Raw genomic sequence first — 22847 nt, 5'->3', positions numbered from 1 at the left:
GCTACGCCCGGGCCGGGTGGTGGCCGCGTAGCCCGACGCGGGCGACGGTCGTTGCACCTCTGAGGCACCGCATGCTGCCGCCCGCCCGACGTGACTCGAGGACCGCCGTGACCCAGACTCCCCGCCACCTCCGCCGCACCCTCCTCTCCGTGCTGGCAGCCGGCGGGCTCCTGGTCACCGGGGTACTGTCCGCCGCGCCGGGCGGCCTGCCGTCCGCCAACCTCTTCTCGACGTACGACGCCGAGGTGCGCGCCCGCGCCGAGGCCGTGGCCGGCCCGGCTCCGATCACCGACCCCGGTGCCGCCGCGATCGCCCAGCTCGCCGGCACCGCGAGCCGCGCCGACGACGGCCACGTCCACAACGACCCGGCCACCAAGAACGCCATCAGCCGCAGCGGCGAGGCGACTGCCGCGCCGGACCGCACGACCCCGGCCCAGCGTGCTGCCAGCCGCTCGCGCGTCGCCGCGCAGCGCACCCAGCGCGAACCTCGACTGGTCGGCGTACCCCTCCGGAGCAAGCGCCTGCGCGTCCCCGAGAGCGTGTACGCCATGGCCGGCGGCTGCTACTCGCTGGGCGGTCAGTCGATCACCTTCCAGGCCACCGGCCTCGGCAGCTACCTCCTCTACGCCCCCGACCGCACGTTCCTCGCCGCCGCGGGAAGCGGCGCCACCTGGGCGGCAGCGCCGTCGCCGGAGTCGGACTGGACGGTGCGCGAGGCCGGCCGGGGACGGTTCACCTTCACCCTCGCGGACGGCCGCGCGCTGCGGTCGTCCGGCGGCGGCTTCGCCACCGGCACCGCCGAGGCCTTCGCCCTGCGCCGCACCGAGGGCTGCGCGGCGTTCCCCGAGGTCGAGACCAACGTCAGCGGGCGTCCGTTCGGAGGCGTCACCGGCTTCCAGGAGGTCCGCGGCTACGTCGATCCGCACGTGCACGGCCAGACCCACGAGTTCCTCGGCGGCCGGGTCATCTGCAGCCCGCCGTTCCACAAGTACGGCGCCGCCGCCGCGCTGGTCGACTGCCCCGACCACCAGCTCGCCGACGGCCGCGGCGCGGCCCTCGAGGACGTGCTCGCCGACCGGACGCCCGGGTCCGGCCACGACCCGGTGGGCTGGCCGACGTTCTCCTACTGGCCCAACCCGCACTCGCTGACGCACCAGCAGGTCTACTACAAGTGGCTCGAGCGGTCGTGGCGCGCGGGACTGCGGATCCACACCAGCCTGCTCACCGAGAACCACATCCTCTGCACCGTCTACCCGCTCAAGAAGAACTCCTGCGACGACCGCGACTCCGTGCGGCTCCAGGCCGCCGACATGCGCGCGATGCAGGACTACATCGACGCGCAGTACGGCGGTCCGGGCCGCGGCTGGTACCGGATCGTCACCAACCCCTTCGAGGCCCGCAAGGTCATCAACGCCGGCAAGCTGGCGGTGGTGATGGGCATGGAGACGTCGGTCCCGCTGGGCTGCAACGTCCAGCTCGGGCGGCCGACGTGCACCGAGGAGCAGATGCTCGCCGAGCTCGCCGAGATGAAGGAGCTCGGTGTCAGCCAGATGGAGCTCACCAACAAGTTCGACAACGCCTTCACCGGCGTGGCCGGCGACGCCGGCTCGACCGGGACGCTGACGAACAGCGCCAACTTCCTCAGCACCGGGTCGTTCCTGCGGATGCAGACCTGCCCGACGAGCTATGCCCCCGGCACCGAGGACCGGCTCCAGTCGCCCAACCTCGGCGACCTCGGCAGCCCGCCGCAGGGTACGCCCGACCAGGACGCCATCTTCGGCGCGATCTGGAAGCTCTTCGGCGACCTCGGCGTGCAGCCGGCACCGATCTATCCGAAGGGCCCGCACTGCAACCAGCTCGGCCTCAGCCCGCTCGGCCGGCGACTGCTGTCGGCGATGATCGACCAGAAGATCCTCTTCGACCCCGACCACATGAGCGTCGCCGGCCGCAACGCCGCCCTCGACTACATGGAGCAGCAGCAGGCCGCCGGCCGTCCGGTCGGTGTCGTGTCGTCGCACTCGTGGTCGACCCCCGACGCCTACCCGCGGATCTACCGGCTCGGCGGGTTCGTGGCGCCCTACGCCGGCGACTCGACCGGCTTCGTGGAGAAGTGGCGCCAGCACCTCGGCTGGACCGACAAGAGGTTCTACTTCGGCTTCGGCTTCGGCTCGGACATGAACGGCTTCGGCGCCCAGGGCGACCCCCGCGGCGCCGACGCGCCCGACCCCGTGACGTACCCCTTCACGGGGCTCGACGGCGTCACGATCAGCCAGCAGCGCAGCGGCGAGCGGGTCTTCGACATCAACCGCGACGGCGTCGCCCACTACGGGATGTACGCCGACTGGGTGGAGGACGTCGAGCACGTGGCGGGCGCCGACGGGGCCGCTCTCGGCGCCGACCTCAGCCGGGGCGCCGAGGCCTACCTCCAGACGTGGGAGCGGTCGTGGGGTGTCGCGCCCGACTCGTGCCGCAACCCCGGCCTGCGTCGCTCGGTCCGTTCCTTCAGCCGCGCCGCGGAGACCGGGCTGCGCGCCAAGGCGCTGATGCTCCGCGTCGGCCAGCCGTGGCAGCGCCTCGGCCAGGAGTTCACCTACTGCGCGAAGAGGCCGGGCAAGAAGCGGGTCCTGATGACCGTCGAGCTCTCGCGCAAGGGCAAGGTGACCGCCGTACGCAGGGGGTGACGCATCGTCGATGCCGCCATCAGGTGGTGGCGGGCGGTGCGAGCTCGTTGGTCACGCCGCGCCGGTCGAGGAGGTCGTCGACCGCTGCCGTCGCCTCGAACACCCCGGGCTCGACGACGGTCGCGCCGAGGGACTCGGCCCGCGAGGCGTCGTCGATCAGCAGGAGGACCCGCGCGCCGGACGGCCCCGACTCGAGGATCCGGACCGGGACGCCCCGCCAGGTCGCGGTGAGGACGACCTCGAAGAGCTCGCACTCGGCGGCGGGGACGGCTGCGACCCAGGTCTGCGGCCGTACCTGCTCCCACCCCTGGGGTCCTTCGTCGGCGCGCACGCTGAGCAGGACGCTGTCGCCCACGACGTCCGCGGCCATCTCCGCGTCGCGCCACCTCGCACGCGGACCCACGAGTGGGCTCCAGGGCCGCCAGCCGGCAGCGCCTCGCCAACCACGCGCGACGCCCTGGTAGGCCGACAGGCACTTCTGCTCACCGTCGGCCCGGATCCGCCAGTACTCCGCACCAAACGAGTAGCGCGTACGGCTCAGCTCCCAGACGGGGACGATCACGTCGGCGCGGAGGAAGCCGGTCGGGTAGAGCGGTGTCCGCGCGGCGTCGGGCGCGACGGGGTTGACGAGCTGGGCCAGCGGAGGCAGCTCGAAACGGACGACGTCGACGAACTCGAGGCCGGTGACGTCGAAGCCGTAGGCACGGAGCAGCAGATCAGGCGTGTTGAGGGCAGCCGCGTCGGGGGCGCTCACCACGATGCCGCCGACGTGGTCGTAACCGTCATCGACGATCGCCCGGCCGAGGTCGGCCGTGAGCAGCTTCTGGAGCACCATGCGCTCGGGAGCGTTGCTGGTCATGACACCTTCTCCTCGGAGACCTCGACGTCGGTGAGCTCGGTGACGGGCGCCCGCCCGAGCCAACCCTGCTGCTGGTCGCCCGGGATGCCGAGCCGGGCGGCGCGGCGCGGGTCTGTCGTGGTCACGCCGACTGTCCCGCCGTCCTCGCGTCCGACCACTGCCACGCGCTCACCCTTCCACAGGGCGCTGACGCCGACCCGCCACCAGACCACCTGGTCGGCCGGCACCTTGACCCAGTCACCGCGGCTGTTGGACCCCGCCTCGAGGGCGTCGGGGAAGTCCGACGCCGGAGCGCCGCCGAGGGCCAGCGCGCGCCAGCCGTCCCCGTGGAAGAGCAGCTCGTAGCGTCGACCGCGGTACTCGCCCTCGGCTCGGCTCACCTGCACGTCGTCGCTCCCTCTACGTCCGGACCCACTAGTTGCCCTGCGGGATCCACTCGCCGTCGCGCAGCACACCGGTCAGGCGCTGCGTCCCGTCCGGGAGAACCTCCCACATCTCGGCACCGTCCCTCATCGGTACTCCGGCGTTGCCGGCGGCGTCGGGGTAGGACTGGTACTCGGGGATGATGTCGTCACCGGACTTGGTGAAGCCGTTGCCGGTGAACGGATCACTCCATCCGTCGTAGTTCCCGTGCGTGGGGTTGCCCATCTGCGAGTTGGTCGGGGACTCGAAACGCGGGTCGTCGGTGGTGAAGCGGATCAGGTGCGTCGAGTCGTCGTCGGCTCGGAACGGGGTGTTGTCGTAGTCGAGGCGAAGCCCGTCGTGGATCTGCTGCGGCGTGCCGAGCTGGCTGGTGTCGTCGGCGCGGGTCACCGACCCGCGGACCTCGCTGGCGTTGAAGTCGGGGTCGCGTCCCATGAGGTAGCGGTCGGCCACCTCAGGCGAGACCACCTTCTGCATCACGGTGTCGGGGCCCGGCTTGGCGATGTCGCCCTCGAGCGCGCGCATCGTGCGCCACTCGTCGGGAGTCAGGTGGGAGACCGGCTTGTTGATGAGGTCGATGGCCTCGTCGCGGGTGAGCCCGTGGCGGGACAGCAGGTCGTCGGTGACCTGGCTGCGACCGAGCTGGTCGGGCGAGAACGTCGTCCGGTGCGGGACGTCGTCCATCATCGAGTAGATGCGGCTGTTGTCGAAGCCGTCGAGGTGGCGCAGGTCGCCGAGGTCGTCGACGTGCCTCAGGTCGCCCAGGTCGTCGAGGTGCCGCAGCTTGCCCATGTCGCTGAGGGCGTCGAGCCCGTCCATCGCGAACTTGCCGCCGCGGGTCGCCACCGCGCCGGCACCGCCGGTCGCCACGGCCGCGATGGCATCGGGGACCAGGTGCCCGATCGCGCGGGCCGGGTCGTCGGCCCAGGTGTCCCAGTCGAGCAGCGACTTGCCGAGCTCCTTGCCGAACCCGATCGGATCGGTCGTCAGGCCGGTGTAGATGCCCTTGGCCATGTCCCAGGCGTTCTCGGCGGACAGCTCGTACTTCTTCATCAGCTCCTCGGGCGTGATGTCGCCCGTCGCGAGCTTGTAGGAGTCGATCACCATGTTGACCGGGCTGAACGGCACCATCGTGAGCAGGTCCCAGACCGCCTCGCCGGCCCCCTCGAGGATGCCGCCGACGAACTTGAGGCCCGACTCGAGCCAGTTGGGCTCCTCCGGGGCGTCGGCGCATCCCGCCTTCACCTCACCCGCGCAGACGTGGGCCGCGTTGTCGAGGTCGGACCGGGCCGATGCGAGCTCCTCGAGCGCGCCCTGCTGGATCGGGTTGCCCGAGTCGACGAAGGGCTCGGCCTGGTCGGTGCCGCCGCTGGCCCAGTAGGTGCGCATCCGCCCCATGTAGGAGTCGTACCGCGTGCGGGCGTCGGCGGACTCCTGCTGGCCGCGCTCGTACTCCTTGCGCGCCCACTCGGCCCGCGTCTGCGCGTTCTCCAGCGCACCGGCGTACGTCGTCAGCCCGGCCGCCGCTCGCTTGAAGCCGTTGCCGGACTTGTACCAGCGCTCCGGCTCGAGGTCGTGGGCCTCGCGGAACTCGTCGGCCGCGCGTCCGGTCCAGCCGGACACGTCGATCTTGGACAGGGCGTCCCCGGTCTCGTAGAAGAGCTGCCCCTTCTGCTCCATCGTGACGGCCTTGGACCGGATGTTGCCGGGGCTCCCCTCGATCTCGAAGTCCGGCACGTCACATCACCTTGATCGCGGCGATCGTGCCCTTGAGCGCGGAGAGGGAGTCGTAGCCGGCCTTGTCGGTCTCGAAGTAGTTCATCGCGATCTTGCCGAGCCGGCCGGCCATCTCCTCGACGTCCTGGCAGAGGTTGTTGACGCCTTCCTCCCAGCGACCCTTGAACTCGTCGAGCGCGTCCCAGACCACGTCGTTGCCGACGTCGCCCTTGGACGGCACCAGGTCCTCGACGTCCTTGTCCTTGAAGAGCTGGAGGGTCTCGTTGAGCCCCTGGGCGGCCTTGCCCATGCTCTCGAGGTCGACTTCGTAGTCGTAGGACGGCATGGCTCCTCGATTCCCCGTGACGGTGCGCCTCAAACCGAACGATCTCGCGCACCCACGGCGGGTGTGAAGATGGGTCGACGCGGGTAGGACACCCGCACCACCCGAGACATCGTTGAGAGGGGGCGGCCGTGGCCGTCGGACTTGTCTACGCCGAGATGCAGGCCGCTGCGCAGGCGGTCGCCGAGGCGATCGAGCCGCTGCAGACGACGCTGAGCGACCTCGGCGCGACCATCGAGACCGAGGCCGGCTCGGGCTTCAAGGGCCAGGCGGCCGCCGGCTTCGGCGAAGCGATCAACGAGTGGTTCGACGTCGCCGTCACGCTGGGCCCGATCCTCGAGGGCTACGCGCAGAACCTGATGTACGTCGCCCAGGAGCACCAGACCAACGACGTCGCGCAGGCGCAGCGCGCGGGGCAGCTCGCCGACCGGCTCGGGGGTGCCCAGTGAGCGAGCGCGGACTCGTCGTGCACCAGGGGTCGCTGTCGACGATGGAGACCGCCCTGGCCGACGCGACGACGACGATCACGACGCAGATCACCGAGCTGCTCGAGCAGGTCGAGACGCTCACGCCGGGGTGGGACGAGACGAGCGACTCGCACGCGGCCCACGTGGCCTACCAGCAGAAGCTCCGCGACGGCGTCGAGAAGCTGACCGAGGCGCTCGACCAGGTGAAGGCCAAGCTCGCGACCTATCGCGAGGACGCGCGCGAGATCGAGGTCGAGAACGTCGCGATCGTGAACTGAGCGCGACCGCCCTCCCGATCGAAGTTACCTGCGGGTAGGATTCTTCTCACTCGTGGGAGCCCTGCCGTCCCTGTGTCCGACGGCCATATGCTCCGGCTCAGTACGCCCGATCCGAGGAGCAGACCTTCATGCAGATGTTCGCGATCGTCGTCTCGTTCGCCCTGACCGTCGCGGCAGTGGCCATGCTGGTCCCGGCCGTACGCCGCATGCTGGGCGTGATCCGCAGCGGGCAGGCCGATGCGAGCCGCAGCGAGAACCCGTCGGGTCGCGCACTGACGATGCTCAAGGAGACGTTCCTCCACACCCGGATGCTCCAGTGGCACTGGGTCGGCATCATGCACTGGTTCGTCTACGCGGCGTTCCTGTTCCTCTCGACGGCGGTGCTGGCGGCCTACTTCCAGCTGTTCTCGCCGTCGTTCGCGTGGCCGCTCATCGGCCACTGGTACCCCTACGAGTGGTTCAGCGAGCTCATCGGGCTGCTCAGCACCGTCGGCATCGTCTACCTGATCGTCTACCGCCAGAAGCACCACCCGCGGTCCGAGGGCCGCAGGAGCCGGTTCTTCGGCTCGACCTTCTGGCAGGCCTACTTCGTCGAGGCGCTCGCCCTCCTCGAGGGTGGCGCGATCCTGTTCGTGCGTGCCGCGGAGTGGAAGCTCGACGAGGACGCCGGGCGCTCGCACTACCCGATCGCGTCGTGGATCGGCGACGCGTTCTACTCCAACGACCCCGGCACGCTCGAGAACGTCATCTACGCCATCGCGGCCTTCAAGATCGCGCTCGCGATGATCTGGCTGATGGTGATCGCCCGCAACATCACCATGGGCATCGCGTGGCACCGCTTCACCGCGTGGTTCAACATCTACTTCAAGCGCGAGGCCGACGGCAGCACCGCCCTCGGCGCGATGAAGCCGCTGACCTCTGCCGGCAAGCCGGTCACCCTCGACGACATCGACGACCTCGACGAGGACTCGGTGCTCGGCGTCGGCAGGGCCGAGGACTTCTCGTGGAAGGGCATCCTCGACTTCACGACGTGCACCGAGTGCGGTCGCTGCCAGTCGCAGTGCCCGGCCTGGAACACCGAGAAGCCCCTGTCGCCCAAGCTGCTGATCACCGCGCTGCGCGACCACGCGTACGCCAAGCACGACGGGGTCGAGGGGCACGCCGACCGTGCCCTGGTCGGCTCCGGCACGAAGGGCGAGTCGGCCGGCAGCGGCACCGACGTCCTCGACTACTTCTACAACCCGGCCGACGGCGACTTCGTCATCGACGAGGACGTCCTCTGGAGCTGTACGTCGTGCGGCGCCTGCGTCCAGCAGTGCCCCGTCGACATCGAGCACGTCGACCACATCATGGACATGCGGCGCTACCAGCTGCTCGTGGAGTCGAACTTCCCCGCCGAGCTCAACCAGCTCTTCAAGGGCCTGGAGAACAAGGGCAACCCGTGGAACATGTCCGCCTCGGCGCGCATGGACTGGGCCAAGGGCCTCGAGTTCGACGTGCCGGTGGTCGGGGAGGACCTGGAGTCCCTCGAGTCGGTCGACTGGCTGTTCTGGGTCGGGTGCGCGGGGGCGTACGAGGACCGCGCGAAGAAGACGACCCGCGCGGTCGCCGAGCTGCTCGACATGGCAGGCATCTCCTTCGGCGTGCTCGGCAACGGCGAGACCTGCACCGGTGACCCGGCGCGCCGCGCCGGCAACGAGTTCGTCTTCCAGGGCCTCGCGCAGCAGAACGTCGAGACCTTCAAGGAGTACAAGGTCAAGAAGGTCGTCTCGACCTGCGCCCACTGCTTCAACACGCTGAAGAACGAGTACAAGGACTTCGGCATCGAGCTCGAGGTCGTGCACCACACCCAGCTGCTCAACCGCCTCGTGCGCGAGGGCAAGCTGACCCCGGTCAAGGACGGCGCGGGTGCCGCGAAGCGCTCGATCACCTACCACGATCCCTGCTACCTCGGCCGCCACAACCAGGTCTACTCGCCGCCGCGTGAGCTGCTCGAGATCCTGCCCGGCGCCGAGTTCGTCGAGATGGAGCGCAACTCCGAGCGGTCCTTCTGCTGCGGCGCCGGCGGTGCCCGGATGTGGATGGAGGAGAACCTCGGCGAGCGGATCAACATGAACCGCACCCGCGAGGCCGTCGGCACCGGTGCCGACCAGATCGCCGTCGGTTGCCCGTTCTGCCGCGTGATGCTGTCGGACGGGCTGACCTCGCAGCAGGCTTCCGGCGAGGCGCGCGAGGAGGTCGAGGTCCTCGACGTCGCGCAGATGCTGCTCGCGTCCGTCAAGGGTGAGCAGGCGACCAAGGCCGCCCCCTCCGCCGCTCCCGCTGCGGCCGCCGCCGCTCCTGCCGCCGCTCCTGCCGCCGCTGCTGCCTCCTCGGGTGACGTGGCCACCAAGGACGAGCCCGAGGCCGGGGACGTCACGGTCACCGAGGACACGGTCACCGAGACCGCCGACGCCGGGCCCGCCGCGAAGGCGTCCGGCGGCACGTCGCTCTTCGACACGCCCGCTCCCGACGCCGAGCCCGCATCTGCGCCCGCCGACCCCGGCGGGTCACTCTTCGACCTCGGCGGCTCCGAGTCGGAGGGCGCGCCCGCCGCCGAGGCACCGGAGGACAAGGCTCCCGAGGAGCCGGCAGCGGAGGAGAAGCCTGCTGCGACCGCGGACCTGGGCAGTGGCGGATCCCTCTTCGACGTCGGAAGCCCGGAGCCCGAGCCGGACCCGGCGCCCGCCGCGGAGGCCGAGTCGCCGCAGGCCGAGTCGCCGCAGGCCGAGTCGCCGCAGGCCGAGGCACCCGCCGCGCCCGAGGAGCCCACCGCGACCGACCTGGGCACCGGCGGATCGCTCTTCGACATCGCCGCTCCCGAGCCGACCGAGACGCCAACCGCCGCGGCGGAGCCGGCGCCCGAGCCCGAGCCCTCGGTGGACGTTGAGTCTCCCAGCGACTCAACCCCCAGCGAGCAGCCCGCACCGGCGCCACAGGCCGACCTGGGCAGCGGATCGCTGTTCGACATCGAGGCGCCCGAGCCCGCCGCAGCGGCAGCCGCGCCGGAGCAGTCCGAGCCCGCAGTGGACGTTGAGTCTCCCAGCGACTCAGCTGTCGCCGAGACCGCCGAGGACGACGCCGGGAAGGACGCCGAGGCCGCGACGAGTGATGTCGCAGACGAGGCGGATGCGCCCGCCCCGAGCCGTACGACGTCGACGCCGGCGACGGACGTGGACCTGACGAGCGTCGGTTCGCTGTTCGACATCGAGGCCCCAGTGGCCGTTGAGTCTCCCAGCGACTCAACGCCTAGCAAGCCCCAGGCGGAGGCGCCGGAAGAGGTTGAGTCTCCCAGCGACTCAACGCCCAGCAAGCCCGAGCCCGAGGCGCCAGAAGAGGTTGAGTCTCCCAGCGACTCAACGCCCAGCAAGCCCGAGCCCGAGGCGCCGGAGGAGGTTGAGTCTCCCAGCGACTCAACGCCCAGCGAGGAGCCGGCCGCAGCTCCGAGTGCGCCGCCGAGCGGGGCCGACCTGAGTCGCGCCGCGCTCTTCGCCGGCCCCCACGAGGCACCTGCCTCGGACGAGTCGCCCGAGCCCGAGGCACCGGCAACAGCGGTGGACGAGGCAGCCCCCGAGTCGGAGGCCCAGGTCGAGGACCCGGACACGATCCTCGACTCCGACGACGACCGGGCCGCTGGGGACGACGTCCCGGACGCCGACGAGGACGACGAGACGACCGACGCGAAGCCGACCGAGGAGGAGCCCGCCAAGCCCGCAGCGGACGGCACCGGGCACACGCCGCGTACGGACGCCGACATCAGTGGTTCGGGCTCCCTCTTCGACCTCTGACTTGTCAGGCTCTCGCTGAACATGTCGGCCCGCGCACGGGCCGACATGTTCAGCGATCCCCGGTCATCCGGGGATCACGATGGAGCGGATGACATCACCGGACGTCACACCTGACGTCATGTGACATCACTTTGGTGTTGACATGACGTCACAGTGATGTCAGAGTGATGCACATGGACCTCACCCCCTACGTCGACACCCTGCGCCGCGACCTCGTCGCCGCGGCCGAGGCGGGCAGCGACGACCTCAAGCAGGCGGCCGAGCGGCTCGCCTACGCGCTCGACCCGAGCGCCCGGCTGGCCCTGATGGAGGCCATCTCTCACGCCGCTGCCGAGATCACCGCCGAGCTGCCCGATGGCAGCGTCGACGTACGCCTCAACGGTCGCGAGCTGGACTTCGTCGTCGAGGTCGCCCCGCAGGCCGAGATGCCCGCACCTCCCCCGCCGCCGGCGCCGCCGGCCCCGCCCGAGGAGGAGGACGGCGACCTGGCCCGCGTCACGCTCCGGATCCCCGAGGCCGTCAAGGCTCGGGCCGAGGAGAAGGCCGCCGCCGCCGGGCAGAGCCTCAATACGTGGCTGGTCGGCGTCGTGCGCAGCGCGAGCAGCGAGCACGCGATCAACGTCGACATCGACCTCAGCAGCGTCCCCTTCGTGGGCTACGACCCGTTCGCCGGCAACCGCAAGAAGGGCACCAACAACCGCCGGATGACCGGCTGGCTCTGACCGACGACCCACGCCGTCACGCCTGACGGCCCACCACACCGCCCCCAGCGGACCGGCACCTGCCGGCCCGGTGGACGAACACACCCGAAACCGGAGACACCATGAGCAACCAGATCGACCACACCTTCGACACCTCCGAGCCGATCGTGCTGCACGTCGAGAACGGCCGCGGCCTCGTCGACGTCACCGCGACCGACACGGCACAGACCACCATCCGGATCACCGGCGAGCGGGCCGAGGAGTTCGACGTCCGGGACCTCGGCGACCGGATCGCGATCGTCGCCCCGCACCGCAACGGCGGGATCTTCGGAAAGGACGCCCGCGCCGAGATCGTGGTCGAGGTGCCCGTCGCGAGCGGCCTCAGCGCCAAGGTCGGCAGCAGCGACGTGGTGACCCACGGCCGCTTCGCCGACACCCGCATCGACTCCGGCTCGGGCGACATCACCCTCGACGTCGTCGACGGCGACACCGCCGTGCAGTCCGGGTCGGGCGACCTCGTCGCCCAGCACCTGGCCGGCGACTCCCGGGTGAAGACCGGCTCGGGCGACATCCGGATCGACCGGGTCGACTCCGACCTCGTCATCACCACCGGTTCGGGCGACGTCCGGATCGGGCGGGCCGGCGGCGAGCTCGCCGTCAAGACCGGGTCGGGAGACGCCGACGTCGCCGAAGCGGCCGGCGACGTGGTCTTCACCGCCGGGTCGGGCGACCTCGTCATCGGCCGCGCCTCGTCAGGCCGGATCACCGCCAAGACCGCGAGCGGCGACGTCAGCATCGGCGTCGCGGGAGGTACGCCGGTGTGGACCGACGTCCGCACCGCGAGCGGCCGCCTGTCGTCCTCGCTGCCCGCCACGGGCGAGCCCGCCGAGGGCCAGCCCTTCCTCGAGGTCCGCGCGACCACCGCCTCGGGCGACGTCACCCTCCACCAGAGCTGATCCGCACCCAGCTCTCCACTCCAGCCCAGGAAGGAGCACGGCCATGTACGACTCACTCACCGACATCGAGCTCATCGCCCGCCACCGCATCGCCGAGCGCGTGCGCTACTCGCCCCGCGCCCCCAAGCGCCGCTGAACCAGCGGCTCACGCCCGGACCGACGTCCGGGCGTCGAGCCATGTCAGGACTTCATCGCGACCCCGCGGCGCCAGTAGCCCATGAAGGCCACCTGCCGGCGGTCGAAGCCGAGGTCGTTGACCAGGTGCCGGCGCAAGCCGGTCACGACCTTCGACTCCCCCGCGATCCAGGCGTAGGTACCGCCGACGACAGCGGCCTCCGCGGGCACCTCCTCGCCGGACGAGGAGTAGGTCGGCGTCTCCCACAGGTCGGGGTCGACCTCCTCGGCCGCCACCTCGACCTCGGCGCCGGGGATGCCGAGGTGCGCGACGACCGCGTCGTGGAGCGGTACGCCGAGGGGCGCCCCCTCACGCGCCAGCCACGTCACCGAGACCCCGGCGGGACGGCGTACGTCCTGGATGTCACCGGCGTGCGGCACCTCGAGGAAGGCCGCTCCGCGCGCGTCGTCGGGCAGCTGCTCGAGGATGGTGCACACGGCCGGCACAGCGGTCTCGTCGCCCACCAGCAGCAGGTCGGCACCCGGCGCGGGCGTGAACTCGATCCCGCCGTAGTGGAACCCCCGCCGCGGCCCCGTCAGGACGATCCGGTCCCCGACGCTCGCCCGGGCCGCCCACGTGGACCCCGGACCCACCGCGTCGCCGTCGAGGTGCAGCACGATGTCGACGACGAAGGTGGTCTGCTCGCCGGAGCCGCGGACGTCGCGGATCGTGTACGTCCGCATGTGGCCGCGCTCCTCGGCCGACCGCTCGATCCAGGTGCCCCACCACGACGCGTCCGCACCCTCGGTCGACGTGATGCCGCCGGTCACCGGGTCGGGGAAGATCAGCTTGATCCGCTGGTCCCAGCGAGGACCGTCGACGCCGTAGTCGGCGAGTCCGCGACCGCCGAGCTCGATGCGGACGAAGCTCGGCGACAGGCGCTCGACGCCGACCACCTCGACCTCGGTGAAGAGCATGGGCAGGGTGGCCCGGTTCGAGCTGGCGGTCACGGTCATCGGTTCTCCTGGAGGTGGGCGTGCGGGACGTGGCGGCCGACGGGCAGCACGAGCGGGGTGTGCGAGACCGGGTCCTCGATGACCCGGTTGTCGAGGCCGAAGACGGTGCGGACGACGTCCTCGGTGACGACCTCGACCGGCGTGCCCTCGGCGACGACCCGGCCGTCGTGGAGGGCGACGAGGTGGTCGGCGTAGCGGGCCGAGAGGTTCAGGTCGTGCAGCACCATCACGATCGTGGTGCCGCGGCGGGCGTTGAGCTCGACCAGCAGGTCGAGCATCTCGACCTGGTGCGCGACGTCGAGGTAGGTCGTCGGCTCGTCGAGCAGCAGCAGGTCGGTGCCCTGCGCGAGCGCCATCGCGATCCACACGCGCTGACGCTGCCCGCCCGACAGCTCGTCGACCGCCCGGTCGGCGAGCTCGAAGGTGTCGGTGAGGACCATCGCCTCCTCGACGGCCGCCCGGTCCTCGGCGGTCCACCGCGTGAAGACGCCCTGGTGCGGGTGCCGACCGCGGCCAACGAGGTCGGCGACGACGACACCCTCCGGCGCGATGGGGTTCTGCGGGAGGAGGCCGAGGACCTTGGCCACCTCCTTGGTCGGCCGGCGGTGGATCGCCTCGCCGTCGAGCAGCACCACGCCGCCCTGGGGTCGTACGAGCCGGGCCAGGCCCTTGAGCAGCGTGGACTTGCCGCACGCGTTGGGCCCGACCACCACGGTGACCTTGCCGTCGGGGATCGCCACGCTGACCTCGTGGACGACCCGGCGCTCGCCGTAGCCGAGGGTCAGGTCCTGGGCGAGCAGCCTGTGGCTGGGTTCGATGTCGGGGTGATTCATCCGGTCCTCCCGGTCGCGGCGCCACGCGCCAGTAGCCAGAGCAGGAACGGTCCGCCGACCGCTCCGGTGACGATGCCGACGGGCAGCACCACGCCGGGGACCAGGTACGCCGCGGCGTAGTCCGCGAGCAGCACGAGGACCGCGCCGACGAGGGCGCCGGCGAGCAGGCTGTGCCGCCCGCCCATCAGGGCACGCGCGATCGGGCCGGACATGAAGGCGACGAAGGCCACCGGTCCGGCCGCTGCGACCGCGACGGCGGTGAGCAGCACGCCCACGAGCAACAGCGCGTCGGTGCGGTGCCGACCGACCCCCAGCCCGGCGGCCGCCTCGTCGCCGAGCTCGAGCACCTCGAGCGAGCGCGACATCACCGCGAGGGTCGGCAGCAGCACGGCGAGGCTCACGGCGAGCAGCCCGATCGTCGACCACGGGACGTTGTTGAGGCTGCCCACGAGCCACCGCAGGGCGAGCTGGACGTCCCAGGTGTTGGAGCGCGCGAGGAGGTACTGCACCACCGAGACCATCGCGGCCGCCACGCCGACACCGGTCAGCACGAGGCGGTAGCCACCGGTGGTGCCGGCGACCCACCGGACCACCGCGGAGACCACGACGGCACCGACCACGGCGAACGCCGACACAGCGCCGTCGCGCAGGCCGAGGGTCAGCAGCGCGAAGATCCCGGCGGCGCTGGCGCCGAGGCTGACGCCCACGATGTCGGGGCTGGCGAGCGGGTTGCGCAGCAGCATCTGGAACAGCGACCCCGCCGACCCGAGCGCGAGCCCGACGAGCACCGCCAGCACGGCGCGCGGCAGCTTGCTCTCCATCAGGATGAAGGTCGAGACCGGCAACTGCTCACCGAAGAGGATCCGGAAGAAGTCCGGGACGGTGAAGGTGTAGTCACCGAGCAGCACGCGGATCGCGAAGGCGGCCACCAGGGCGAGCACGAGCCCGCCGACCACCAGCCGGCGACGCCGGCGCGGACGCCGCGTCGCCGCCCGGAGGTCGCGCCGGACCGCGGGCCGGTCGGGCAGCGCGGTGGTCGTCACCAGCGCCAATGGGGCGATGGTCAGAGCAGCGGGGTCCCCGCGGCGTTGTTCGGGGGAGCGCAGCGGAGGAGAAGAACGTCGTGGGGTGCTCATAATCCCATCCGTCCACGGCGGACCAGCAGGAGGAAGAACGGCACCCCCACGACGGCGGTCATGATCCCGACCTGCACCTCCGAGGGTGGCAGCACGACCCGGCCGACGGTGTCGGCGAGCAGCACCAGCACCGCGCCGTACGCCGCGCTCAGCGGGAGCAGGTGGCGGTGGTCGGACCCCGTGCGGGTGCGGACCAGGTGGGGGACGATGAGGCCGACGAAGGCGATCGGCCCGGCGGCGGCGGTCGCGGTGCCGGCGAGCAGGACGATGGCCAGGCCGACGAGGACTCGGTCGCGTGTGGTGTGCCGGCCGAGCCCGGCGGCCATCTCCTCGCCGAGCGCGAGGGCGTTGAGGGTGCGACTGAGGGTGAGCGCGAGGACGACACCGACGGCGAAGACGGGCGCGAGCGAGACCACGAGGTCCCACGACCGACCGCCGATCGAGCCCACTTGCCAGCGGCGCATCACGTCGAGCGTGGTCTGGTCGACGAGCTGGACGGCGACGGTCCAGCTGCTCGCCGCCGCGGCGAACGCGGCGCCGGCCACGGTGAGCTTGGCGGGCGTCGCGCCGTCGCGGCCGATCCCGGCGATGGCGTGCACCGCGAGCGAGGCGAGCCCCGCGCCGATGAGCGCGAGGACGACGTAGGCCGTCATCCCGCCCGCGCCGAGGTAGGCGATGCCGAGCACGATCGCGAGCGCCGCACCGGCGTTGACGCCGAGGATGCCGGGGTCGGCGAGCGGGTTGCGGGTCAGGCCCTGCATGCACGCGCCGGCCAGGCCCAGGGCGACGCCGACGAGGATTCCCAGGGCGGTGCGGACGGCGCGGACCTCCAGCACGGTGCGGTCCGGGCCGGCCTCGAGCAGCGCGAGCGGCGAGATGGTCCGCGAACCGATGAGCACCGACGCGACGGCGGCGATCGCCAGCAGCCCGAGCGCGACGGCGTACGCCGTCCCCGGACCGGCCGCGGAGGTGCTCCGCGGCCGGTCCAGGAGCCCGGTGGTGGTGATCGCCATGTCAGGGATGTCGGTGCGCGCCGGTCAGGAGGGCGTCGAGCCGTCGCCGTCGACCGCCGCGGCGACCTTCGGGATGTAGCGCTCCATGCCGACCGGGATCGAGAGCGGGGACGGCGCGGACAGGCCGATGGCCTCGGTGAGCTCGACGGTGGCGTACCAGCGGTTGTCGGCAACGGCCGGGATCTGCTGGAAGAGCGGGTCGTCGGCGAGCTCCTGCACGTTGGCCTCGGAGGTCGCGTAGGTGAGGAACACGTCGGCGTCGAGCTGCTCGGTGCGCTCGGCGGAGACGTTGAAGAGGAACTGGCCCGGCTCGCTGCGCTCCTCGACGATCGGGGAGTTCACCATCCCGAGCTCGACGAGCAGGCGGGGCCGGTTGTCCATCGCGGTGTAGACGTAGAACGACGACGGGTCGGCGTTGGGCCCGGCGAAGGTGAACGTCTTCCCCTCGAGCTGCGGGAACTCGGCGGCGGTGTCGGCGATGACCTGCTCGGTCTCGGCCTTCAGCTCGTCCGCGACGTCACTGCGTCCCAGCGCCTCGCCGACCATCTCCAGCGACTCCTGCCACGTCGTGTTGTAGGGAGCGTTGGGGTAGGCGACGACGGGGATGCCCGCCTCGGTGAGCTTGTCGTACTCCTCCTGCGTCATCCCCGACTGCGTGGCCGTCACCAGGTCGGGCTGGAGCTTGACGATCTCGTCGACCGGTACGCCGTCGGTGGTGCTGAAGCGGGTCGGCTGCTCGGCGCCGTCGATCTCGGCGAGCGCATCGTCGAACCAGTCGGACGAGTCGTTCTCGTTGCCGGCGTACTCGATCTTGTCCGCACCGACCGGCACGACGCCCAACGAGAGGGGGTAGTCGGCCTCGGCGTAGCCGACCGCGACGACGCGGGTCGGCTCCTCCTCGATCGTGGTCGTGCCCAGCGCGTGCTCGATCGTGACCGGGAAGGCGTCGGACTCCACCTCGGTGGTGGCCTTCGGCTCGGCGGCCGTGTCGGCGCTGGTCGATCCGGTGCTGCAGCCGGTGAGGGCGGCGACCAGCAGGGTGGCCAGGACCAGAGGGCTGGCAAGCGTGCGCTTCATCAATGCTCCGTGAAGGTGGTGAGGGTGACCTAAGTAAGGCCAGCCTAACCATGTCCGGAGCGATTAACGCAACGTGGGTATGACCTAATCCACGATGCGGACCGAGCGCGGCGCTAGATCTGTGTGCGGTGGAAGGACTGGAACGACCGGCTGGGCGTCGGGCCGCGCTGGCCCTGGTAGCGCGAGCCGTACTTCTCGGAGCCGTACGGGTGCTCGCTCGGCGACGAGAGCCGGAAGAAGCAGAACTGGCCGATCTTCATGCCCGGGTAGAGCTTGATCGGCAGCGTCGCGACGTTGGCGAGCTCGAGGGTCACGTGGCCGGAGAAGCCCGGGTCGACGAAGCCGGCGGTCGCGTGCGTCAGCAGGCCGAGGCGGCCCAGCGACGACTTGCCCTCGACGCGCGCGGCGACGTCGTCGGGCAGCGACACGACCTCGTAGGTCGACCCCAGGACGAACTCGCCCGGGTGCAGGATGAACGGCTCGTCGCCCTCCGGCTCGACCTCGCGGGTCAGCTCCGACTGGTCGGCCGCCGGGTCGATGTGGGGGTAGCGGTGGTTCTCGAAGACCCGGAAGAACCGGTCGAGGCGGACGTCGATGCTGGACGGCTGCAGCATCTGCGGGTCCCACGGCTCCAGCGCGATCCGGCCGGCGTCGATCTCAGCGGTGATGTCGCGATCAGAGAGCAGCACGGCAGCAAACCTAGCCGCAGACCCGCCTCGGCGGTCGAGGTGCGAGCGCCAGCGAGCCTTGAAATCACCACCTGCACAATGTTCCGGTGACCTTCCACCGCTACGTCGCCCTCGGCGACTCCTTCACCGAGGGGGTCGGCGATCCCGACCCGTCGCACCCCAACGGTCTGCGCGGCTGGGCCGACCGTGTCGCCGAGGTCCTCGCGACGCAGACCGACGACTTCGGCTACGCCAACCTCGCCATCCGCGGCCGCAAGCTCGGCCCGATCGTCGCCGAGCAGGTCGACGCCGCGATCGCGCTGGAACCCGACCTGATCACCATCCACGGCGGCGGCAACGACGTGCTCCGGCCGCGGGTCGACATCGACGCCGTCGCCACGACGTACGACGCCGCGGTCGCGCGCCTCGTCGCGACGGGCGCCCGCGTGGTGATGTTCACCGTCTACGACCCGGGCTCCGGCGGGATCTACGGGCCCGTGCGCGGCCGGATGGCGATCTTCAACGAGTGGGTGCGCGAGATCGCCGACCGCCACGACGTGACCCTCGTCGACATGTGGCGGATGCGCGAGGTCGAGATCTCCGCGGCGATGGACTCCGACCGGATGCACCTCAACTCGTTCGGGCACACCTACATCGCCCGGGCCGTGCTCGACGCGATCGGCGTCACGCACACGATCCCTCCCGTCGAGCTCGACCCGCCGCCCCTCCTCGGCCGCCGCGAGACCTGGGCAGCCAACGCCCAGTGGACCCGTGAGTTCCTCGTCCCGTGGGTGCACCGCCGGATCACCGGCCGCTCCTCGGGCGACACCGTGTCGGCCAAGCGCCCCGGTCTGTCCGAGGTGCGCTGAGCGGTCCGGTATCGTTCGGCCCGCCGTCGTCGTACGGCATGCGGATGTAGCTCAGCTGGTAGAGCGCGACCTTCCCAAGGTCGATGTCGCGAGTTCGAATCTCGTCATCCGCTCCAGATCTCCCAGAGGCGCAGAGCGCGACGCTCCGCCCACCGTCGATGTCGCGAGCTCGAATCTCGTCATCCGCTCCAGATCTCCCAGAGGCGCAGAGCGCGACGCTCTGCCCACCGTCGATGTCGCGAGTTCCAATCTCGTCATCCGCTCCAGATCTCCCAGAGGCGCAGAGCGCGACGCTCTGCCCACCGTCGATGTCGCGAGTTCCAATCTCGTCATCCGCTCCAACTCCTCCGGGTGAACGCGCAGAGCGCGACGCTCCGCCCACCGTCGATGTCGCGAGCTCGAATCTCGTCATCCGCTCCAGATCTGCCGGGGCGTCGCGATCCCCGGTTACCCGGGGAAACTCGAGCCTCACCCCCGAAACTTCGCACTGGAACCTCCAGTTTCCCCGGGTAGCCGGGGAAACCGACAACGGTCCACCCGGAGGCGCGTGGGGAACTTGCGCCCGATGTGACCAGAGGGGACAGTGAGGCGTCCGCGTTCTCTCGGATCGAAGGCCTTCCCCATGCGCTTCCTCCCCCGGTTCCTCGCCCATCGCATCGCCCATCGCATCGCCTCGGACGACGCGAGCCGCCCGCTCTGGCGGCACCCGGCCACGATCGCCGCGGCCGCACTGGCGCTGACGCTCGGCGCCGTCCCCCTGCTCCCCGACGACGACGCGCCCGAGCAGGGCGCGATCGCCCCCACCTCGGAGTCGGCCCGCCGGGTGGGCGCGGCCGGCGCCGGGCGGGTCACCGCCGTGATGCGGGCCGAGATCGAGCGCGTCGTGGCCGCGGGCCAGGGCGCGGAGCGGGTCCTCGGACGTACGGCGGCAGCGCGGGCGGCGGTCCGGTGCGCGACCTTCGACGGCCAGCGCTACTGCCTCGGGTTCGGCTGGACCCACCAGTCGCGCGACACCCTGGCCGCCCGGCTCGACACCCAGCCGGCCCTGCGCCGGAAGGCCGAGCGCACCGGCGACCTGGACGCGGACGGCGTGCTCGCTCGCACCAGTGCCCGCAGCGCTGCTGCCCGCGCCGAGGCCGAGCGCGCGGAGCTGACGATGGCCGCGCAGTCCGTCGGCAAGGTCTGGCTGCTGCGCCACGAGATCCAGGGCGTCCCGCTGCCCGACGACTTCGCCGAGGACCACCCCGAGGTGACGGCCGGGACGTCGACGCGCGCCCGCGGCGGCTTCGGCGAGTCGTACCCGACGAAGGACAAGATCCTCACCAGCAAGGTCGCCAAGGCGCAGAACCAGACCTGGTGGTGCGGCCCCGCGACGCTGCAGGCCATCGGCTGGAGCGCGCAGGGCACGCGCAAGACCCAGGGCTACTGGGCCCTGCGTCTCGGCACGACGTCGGCCGGCACCGCGATCACCGACATGGTGCGGGTGATCAACAACAAGACCGACTACGACGACACGACGGCTGCCGGGCCCTACGTCGTGCTCGACATCAGCGACTTCACGTTCAAGCAGTGGTACCGCGTGATCATGCGGCACGTCACCGACTACGAGGCGCCCGTCGTCCTCCATCCGGTGCTGCTCAAGCAGTACTACCCCTACCTCGACGACGACGCGAGCGGGCACTTCCAGGTGGGCCGCGGCTTCGACCAGGACCCGGACGGCAACCGCAAGATCGGCTACTTCGAGCCGTGGGACCAGTCGAAGTTCGACCCCAGCGAGCCGGCGATCGAGCGCGTGCAGTGGCGCAACGCGTACAAGTCCTACCGCGCCAACCTCGACCACTTCCAGCACAACCTCGGCGTCTGACATGAGGGGCCGTACGACGATCGCGCTGGCGCTGCTCGTCGCGCTGTCCGGCTGCGGGAGCGACGACGACACCCCCGTGCCCGGCGGCGACGAGCCGTCGGCCAGCCCGAGCACTCCGACGAGCAGTGAGCCGACCGGCGGGACCATCGATGCGCCCGCCGCCGTCGAGGCGACGACGAACCTGCTCGACTGGCGGGACACCGGCGTCCGGGCCGGCATCCGCTACATCAAGGGTCCGGAGTGGGAGGCCCTCGGCAGCGAGGACGGCTCGACCGTCGAGCTGTCCAGCGACGGTGCCGGCACCGGGATCGACGCCGGCGCGGGCCGCACCATCTCCGAGCTGCTGATGAGCGAGGACTGGGCGGTCGTCGTGCGCCAGGACACGGCCGAGACCGACCCCAGCGAGGTCGACGTCGTCGACCTCGCGACCGGGCAGCAGGCCGCGCTGGCCGGACCCGTGCCGGCGAGCGGCGGCTCGTGGGCCCTGACCGGCGGCGACCTCTACTACCCGACCTACGGCGACGGCGGTGCCTACTGCCTGGCCACCAGCGCGTTGGCGGACAGCAACGGCGAGGACGGCTGGTGCGCTCCCAGGAGGACCGGCTTCTCCGGCCTCACCGCGAGCGAGCACGGGGTCGGCATCATGACCTTCGACGACGCCCGGCCGGCCTGCCGCACCGTCAACCTGCTCGAGGCCGGTGTCCCGCAGCCGCTCGAGGGTCCGACGGACTGCCTCGCGTGGGACGTCGCCGCCACGGCGGACGGCGCCCTCTGGTCGGAGGTGCCCAAGCCGCGCCGCCAGGAGGAGGCGACCTTCCGTGCGTCTGCCGACGGCGCCTACGTCGACCTCGGCCCGGGCCTGACCGGCAGCGCCGTCCCGTGCGGCGACTCGGTCTTCTTCGTCCGCGACCCCCAAGGACCCGACGAGCCCGCCCGACTGATGCGCTGGACACCGGACCACGCGCTCGAGGTCGCCTACGAGTCCCGGTCCACCGGCGACGCGTTCCTCGGCGAGCCGGCCTGCGGCGGCGGTGTCCTCACCCTGTCGTCGTACGGCGACCAGGGGGACGAGAGCGTGTGGGCACCGGTCACCTGACGCCTTCAGCGGGCCTTAAGCGGCCTCGCTGATCCTCCTGCCAGGTCGCCATCCGGGCGACGTGGAGAGGAGACCCACATGTCGTTCCTGACCGCCCGCCGCGGGCGCATCGCCGCCGCGGCAGCCGGAGCGCTGGCGCTGCTGGCGCCGAGCGCGGCCCACGCCATCACCAACGGTGAGCCGACCAGCGGCTACACCAACGTCGGATCGTTCGTCGTCGAGGTGAAACCCTCGACCGGCGAGCCGTACCTCATCCAGCTCTGCACCGGGACCATGGTGTCGCCTCGCGTGGTGCTCACCGCGAGCCACTGCATGGTCCGCGACGACTACGCCCCCGACTGGGGGCACGTGTACTTCACGCTCGACCAGCGGATCAGCGACGGCACGTGGCAGCTTCGCGACGACCTCCACCTCCTCGACGGCACCCCGACTCCGCACCCGGGCTACACCGGCAGGGCCAAATATCGCTTCGACGTGGGCGCCTTCGTCCTGGACGACGCGGTGACCGGCGTGCCGTACGCCGAGCTGGCCGACGTCGGGTACCTCGACGACAAGTCCCTGCGGGGTACGCCGTTCACGGCCGTCGGCTACGGCATCGAGCGCTACGCCAAGCAGACGTCGACCCAGGCGTTCCTGCCCCCGAAGGAGCGGATGATGACGACGCAGCCGCTCGTCAACGTCCACCGCGACTACGTCCTGTTCTCGATGAACCTGGCCCGCGGCCTCGGCGGGACCTGCTACGGCGACTCCGGAGGACCCAAGCTCAACGCGTCGGGCGAGGTGGTCGCGGTCGTCACCACCGGCGACATCCCCTGCAAGTCCACCGACCAGGCGACCCGCACCGACACGTCGTACGCCCACGCGTTCGTCGCCGACGTGATCGCGGACAACCCCGCACCGTCCTGACGG

General features: G+C 71.3%; 20 protein-coding genes and 1 tRNA gene. 11 read left to right on the top strand and 10 right to left on the bottom strand.

Annotated features, from left to right (window positions below; genetic code table 11):
- Positions 1-107: 107 nt before the first annotated feature.
- Positions 108-2681, top strand: a complete 2574-nt coding sequence (locus JI751_RS04735; RefSeq protein WP_201933946.1) for an amidohydrolase family protein — start codon at positions 108-110, stop codon at positions 2679-2681.
- 19 nt (positions 2682-2700) lie between these two features.
- Here JI751_RS04735 and JI751_RS04730 read toward each other — a convergent pair whose 3' ends face one another.
- Genes JI751_RS04730 through JI751_RS04715 form a run of 4 tightly spaced genes read right to left on the bottom strand, consistent with a single transcriptional unit; the run spans position 2701 to position 6025 of the window.
- Positions 2701-3540: a hypothetical protein gene (locus JI751_RS04730; protein WP_201933945.1), complete on the bottom strand. Its 840-nt coding sequence runs from the start codon at positions 3538-3540 to the stop codon at positions 2701-2703.
- Positions 3537-3920, bottom strand: coding sequence for a hypothetical protein (locus JI751_RS04725; protein WP_201933944.1), 384 nt, complete (start codon positions 3918-3920; stop codon positions 3537-3539). Before JI751_RS04725 ends, JI751_RS04730 begins: the two co-directional genes overlap by 4 nt.
- A gap of 34 nt (positions 3921-3954) precedes the next feature.
- Entirely contained in the window at positions 3955-5700 is a 1746-nt protein-coding gene (locus tag JI751_RS04720; protein ID WP_201933943.1) for a putative T7SS-secreted protein, read from the bottom strand.
- A 1-nt stretch (position 5701) separates the two neighbouring features.
- Positions 5702-6025 (bottom strand): hypothetical protein, encoded by a 324-nt coding sequence (locus tag JI751_RS04715; RefSeq protein WP_201933942.1) that lies wholly within the window; start codon positions 6023-6025, stop codon positions 5702-5704.
- Between the two features lie 128 nt (positions 6026-6153).
- On the opposite strand from JI751_RS04715, the gene JI751_RS04710 reads away from it, so the two are divergent.
- The 5 genes from JI751_RS04710 (at position 6154) to JI751_RS04690 (ending at position 12251) form a co-directional block, all read left to right on the top strand.
- A complete protein-coding gene (locus JI751_RS04710; protein ID WP_201933940.1) occupies positions 6154-6471 on the top strand; it encodes a WXG100 family type VII secretion target in 318 nt (105 codons plus the stop codon).
- Positions 6468-6767 (top strand): hypothetical protein, encoded by a 300-nt coding sequence (locus tag JI751_RS04705; protein ID WP_201933930.1) that lies wholly within the window; start codon positions 6468-6470, stop codon positions 6765-6767. The genes JI751_RS04710 and JI751_RS04705 overlap by 4 nt, the downstream gene beginning before the upstream one ends.
- Before the next feature lie 128 nt (positions 6768-6895).
- Positions 6896-10594, top strand: a complete 3699-nt coding sequence (locus JI751_RS04700; RefSeq protein ID WP_201933928.1) for a heterodisulfide reductase-related iron-sulfur binding cluster — start codon at positions 6896-6898, stop codon at positions 10592-10594.
- 173 nt (positions 10595-10767) lie between these two features.
- The gene (locus tag JI751_RS04695; RefSeq protein ID WP_201933926.1) at positions 10768-11316 is read left to right on the top strand and encodes a toxin-antitoxin system HicB family antitoxin; all 549 of its coding nucleotides are present in this window, start codon (positions 10768-10770) and stop codon (positions 11314-11316) included.
- 101 nt (positions 11317-11417) lie between these two features.
- On the top strand, positions 11418-12251 hold the full coding sequence (locus JI751_RS04690) for a DUF4097 family beta strand repeat-containing protein (protein WP_201933922.1): 834 nt from the start codon (positions 11418-11420) through the stop codon (positions 12249-12251).
- Positions 12252-12431: 180 nt separating this feature from the next.
- Here the strand turns inward: JI751_RS04690 and JI751_RS04685 are convergent, their stop codons facing one another.
- The 6 genes from JI751_RS04685 to dcd all read right to left on the bottom strand — a co-directional run bounded on the left by JI751_RS04685 (position 12432) and on the right by dcd (position 18130).
- Complete coding sequence (locus JI751_RS04685) at positions 12432-13382, bottom strand: siderophore-interacting protein (protein ID WP_236665545.1); 951 nt, start codon at positions 13380-13382, stop codon at positions 12432-12434.
- The gene (locus tag JI751_RS04680) at positions 13379-14215 is read right to left on the bottom strand and encodes an ABC transporter ATP-binding protein (RefSeq protein WP_201933919.1); all 837 of its coding nucleotides are present in this window, start codon (positions 14213-14215) and stop codon (positions 13379-13381) included. Before JI751_RS04680 ends, JI751_RS04685 begins: the two co-directional genes overlap by 4 nt.
- Entirely contained in the window at positions 14212-15258 is a 1047-nt protein-coding gene (locus JI751_RS04675) for a FecCD family ABC transporter permease (RefSeq protein WP_307813827.1), read from the bottom strand. Before JI751_RS04675 ends, JI751_RS04680 begins: the two co-directional genes overlap by 4 nt.
- An 89-nt stretch (positions 15259-15347) precedes the next feature.
- On the bottom strand, positions 15348-16364 hold the full coding sequence (locus JI751_RS04670) for a FecCD family ABC transporter permease (protein ID WP_201933913.1): 1017 nt from the start codon (positions 16362-16364) through the stop codon (positions 15348-15350).
- Positions 16365-16388: 24 nt separating this feature from the next.
- Positions 16389-17441 carry an iron-siderophore ABC transporter substrate-binding protein gene (locus JI751_RS04665; RefSeq protein ID WP_201933910.1) on the bottom strand — a complete coding sequence of 351 codons (1053 nt, stop codon included), beginning with the start codon at positions 17439-17441 and terminating at the stop codon, positions 16389-16391.
- Positions 17442-17554: 113 nt separating this feature from the next.
- Complete coding sequence (gene dcd, locus JI751_RS04660) at positions 17555-18130, bottom strand: dCTP deaminase (protein ID WP_201933908.1); 576 nt, start codon at positions 18128-18130, stop codon at positions 17555-17557.
- An 86-nt stretch (positions 18131-18216) separates the two neighbouring features.
- Here dcd and JI751_RS04655 point away from each other — a divergent pair, with 86 nt between their 5' ends.
- The 5 genes from JI751_RS04655 (at position 18217) to JI751_RS04635 (ending at position 22844) form a co-directional block, all read left to right on the top strand.
- Complete coding sequence (locus tag JI751_RS04655; protein WP_201933907.1) at positions 18217-18978, top strand: SGNH/GDSL hydrolase family protein; 762 nt, start codon at positions 18217-18219, stop codon at positions 18976-18978.
- A gap of 40 nt (positions 18979-19018) precedes the next feature.
- Positions 19019-19094, top strand: a tRNA-Gly gene (locus JI751_RS04650).
- A gap of 506 nt (positions 19095-19600) precedes the next feature.
- Complete coding sequence (locus tag JI751_RS04645) at positions 19601-20842, top strand: C39 family peptidase (RefSeq protein WP_201933905.1); 1242 nt, start codon at positions 19601-19603, stop codon at positions 20840-20842.
- A gap of 1 nt (position 20843) precedes the next feature.
- Entirely contained in the window at positions 20844-21938 is a 1095-nt protein-coding gene (locus JI751_RS04640) for a hypothetical protein (protein WP_201933902.1), read from the top strand.
- A 78-nt stretch (positions 21939-22016) separates the two neighbouring features.
- Positions 22017-22844 carry a trypsin-like serine protease gene (locus JI751_RS04635; protein ID WP_201933900.1) on the top strand — a complete coding sequence of 276 codons (828 nt, stop codon included), beginning with the start codon at positions 22017-22019 and terminating at the stop codon, positions 22842-22844.
- Positions 22845-22847 lie beyond the last annotated feature (3 nt).

The organism is Nocardioides baculatus (assembly GCF_016735675.1).
Classification (GTDB): domain Bacteria; phylum Actinomycetota; class Actinomycetes; order Propionibacteriales; family Nocardioidaceae; genus Nocardioides; species Nocardioides baculatus.
Note: the sequence above shows the minus strand (reverse complement) of the source record. Positions and strands in the feature narration are given on the sequence as shown.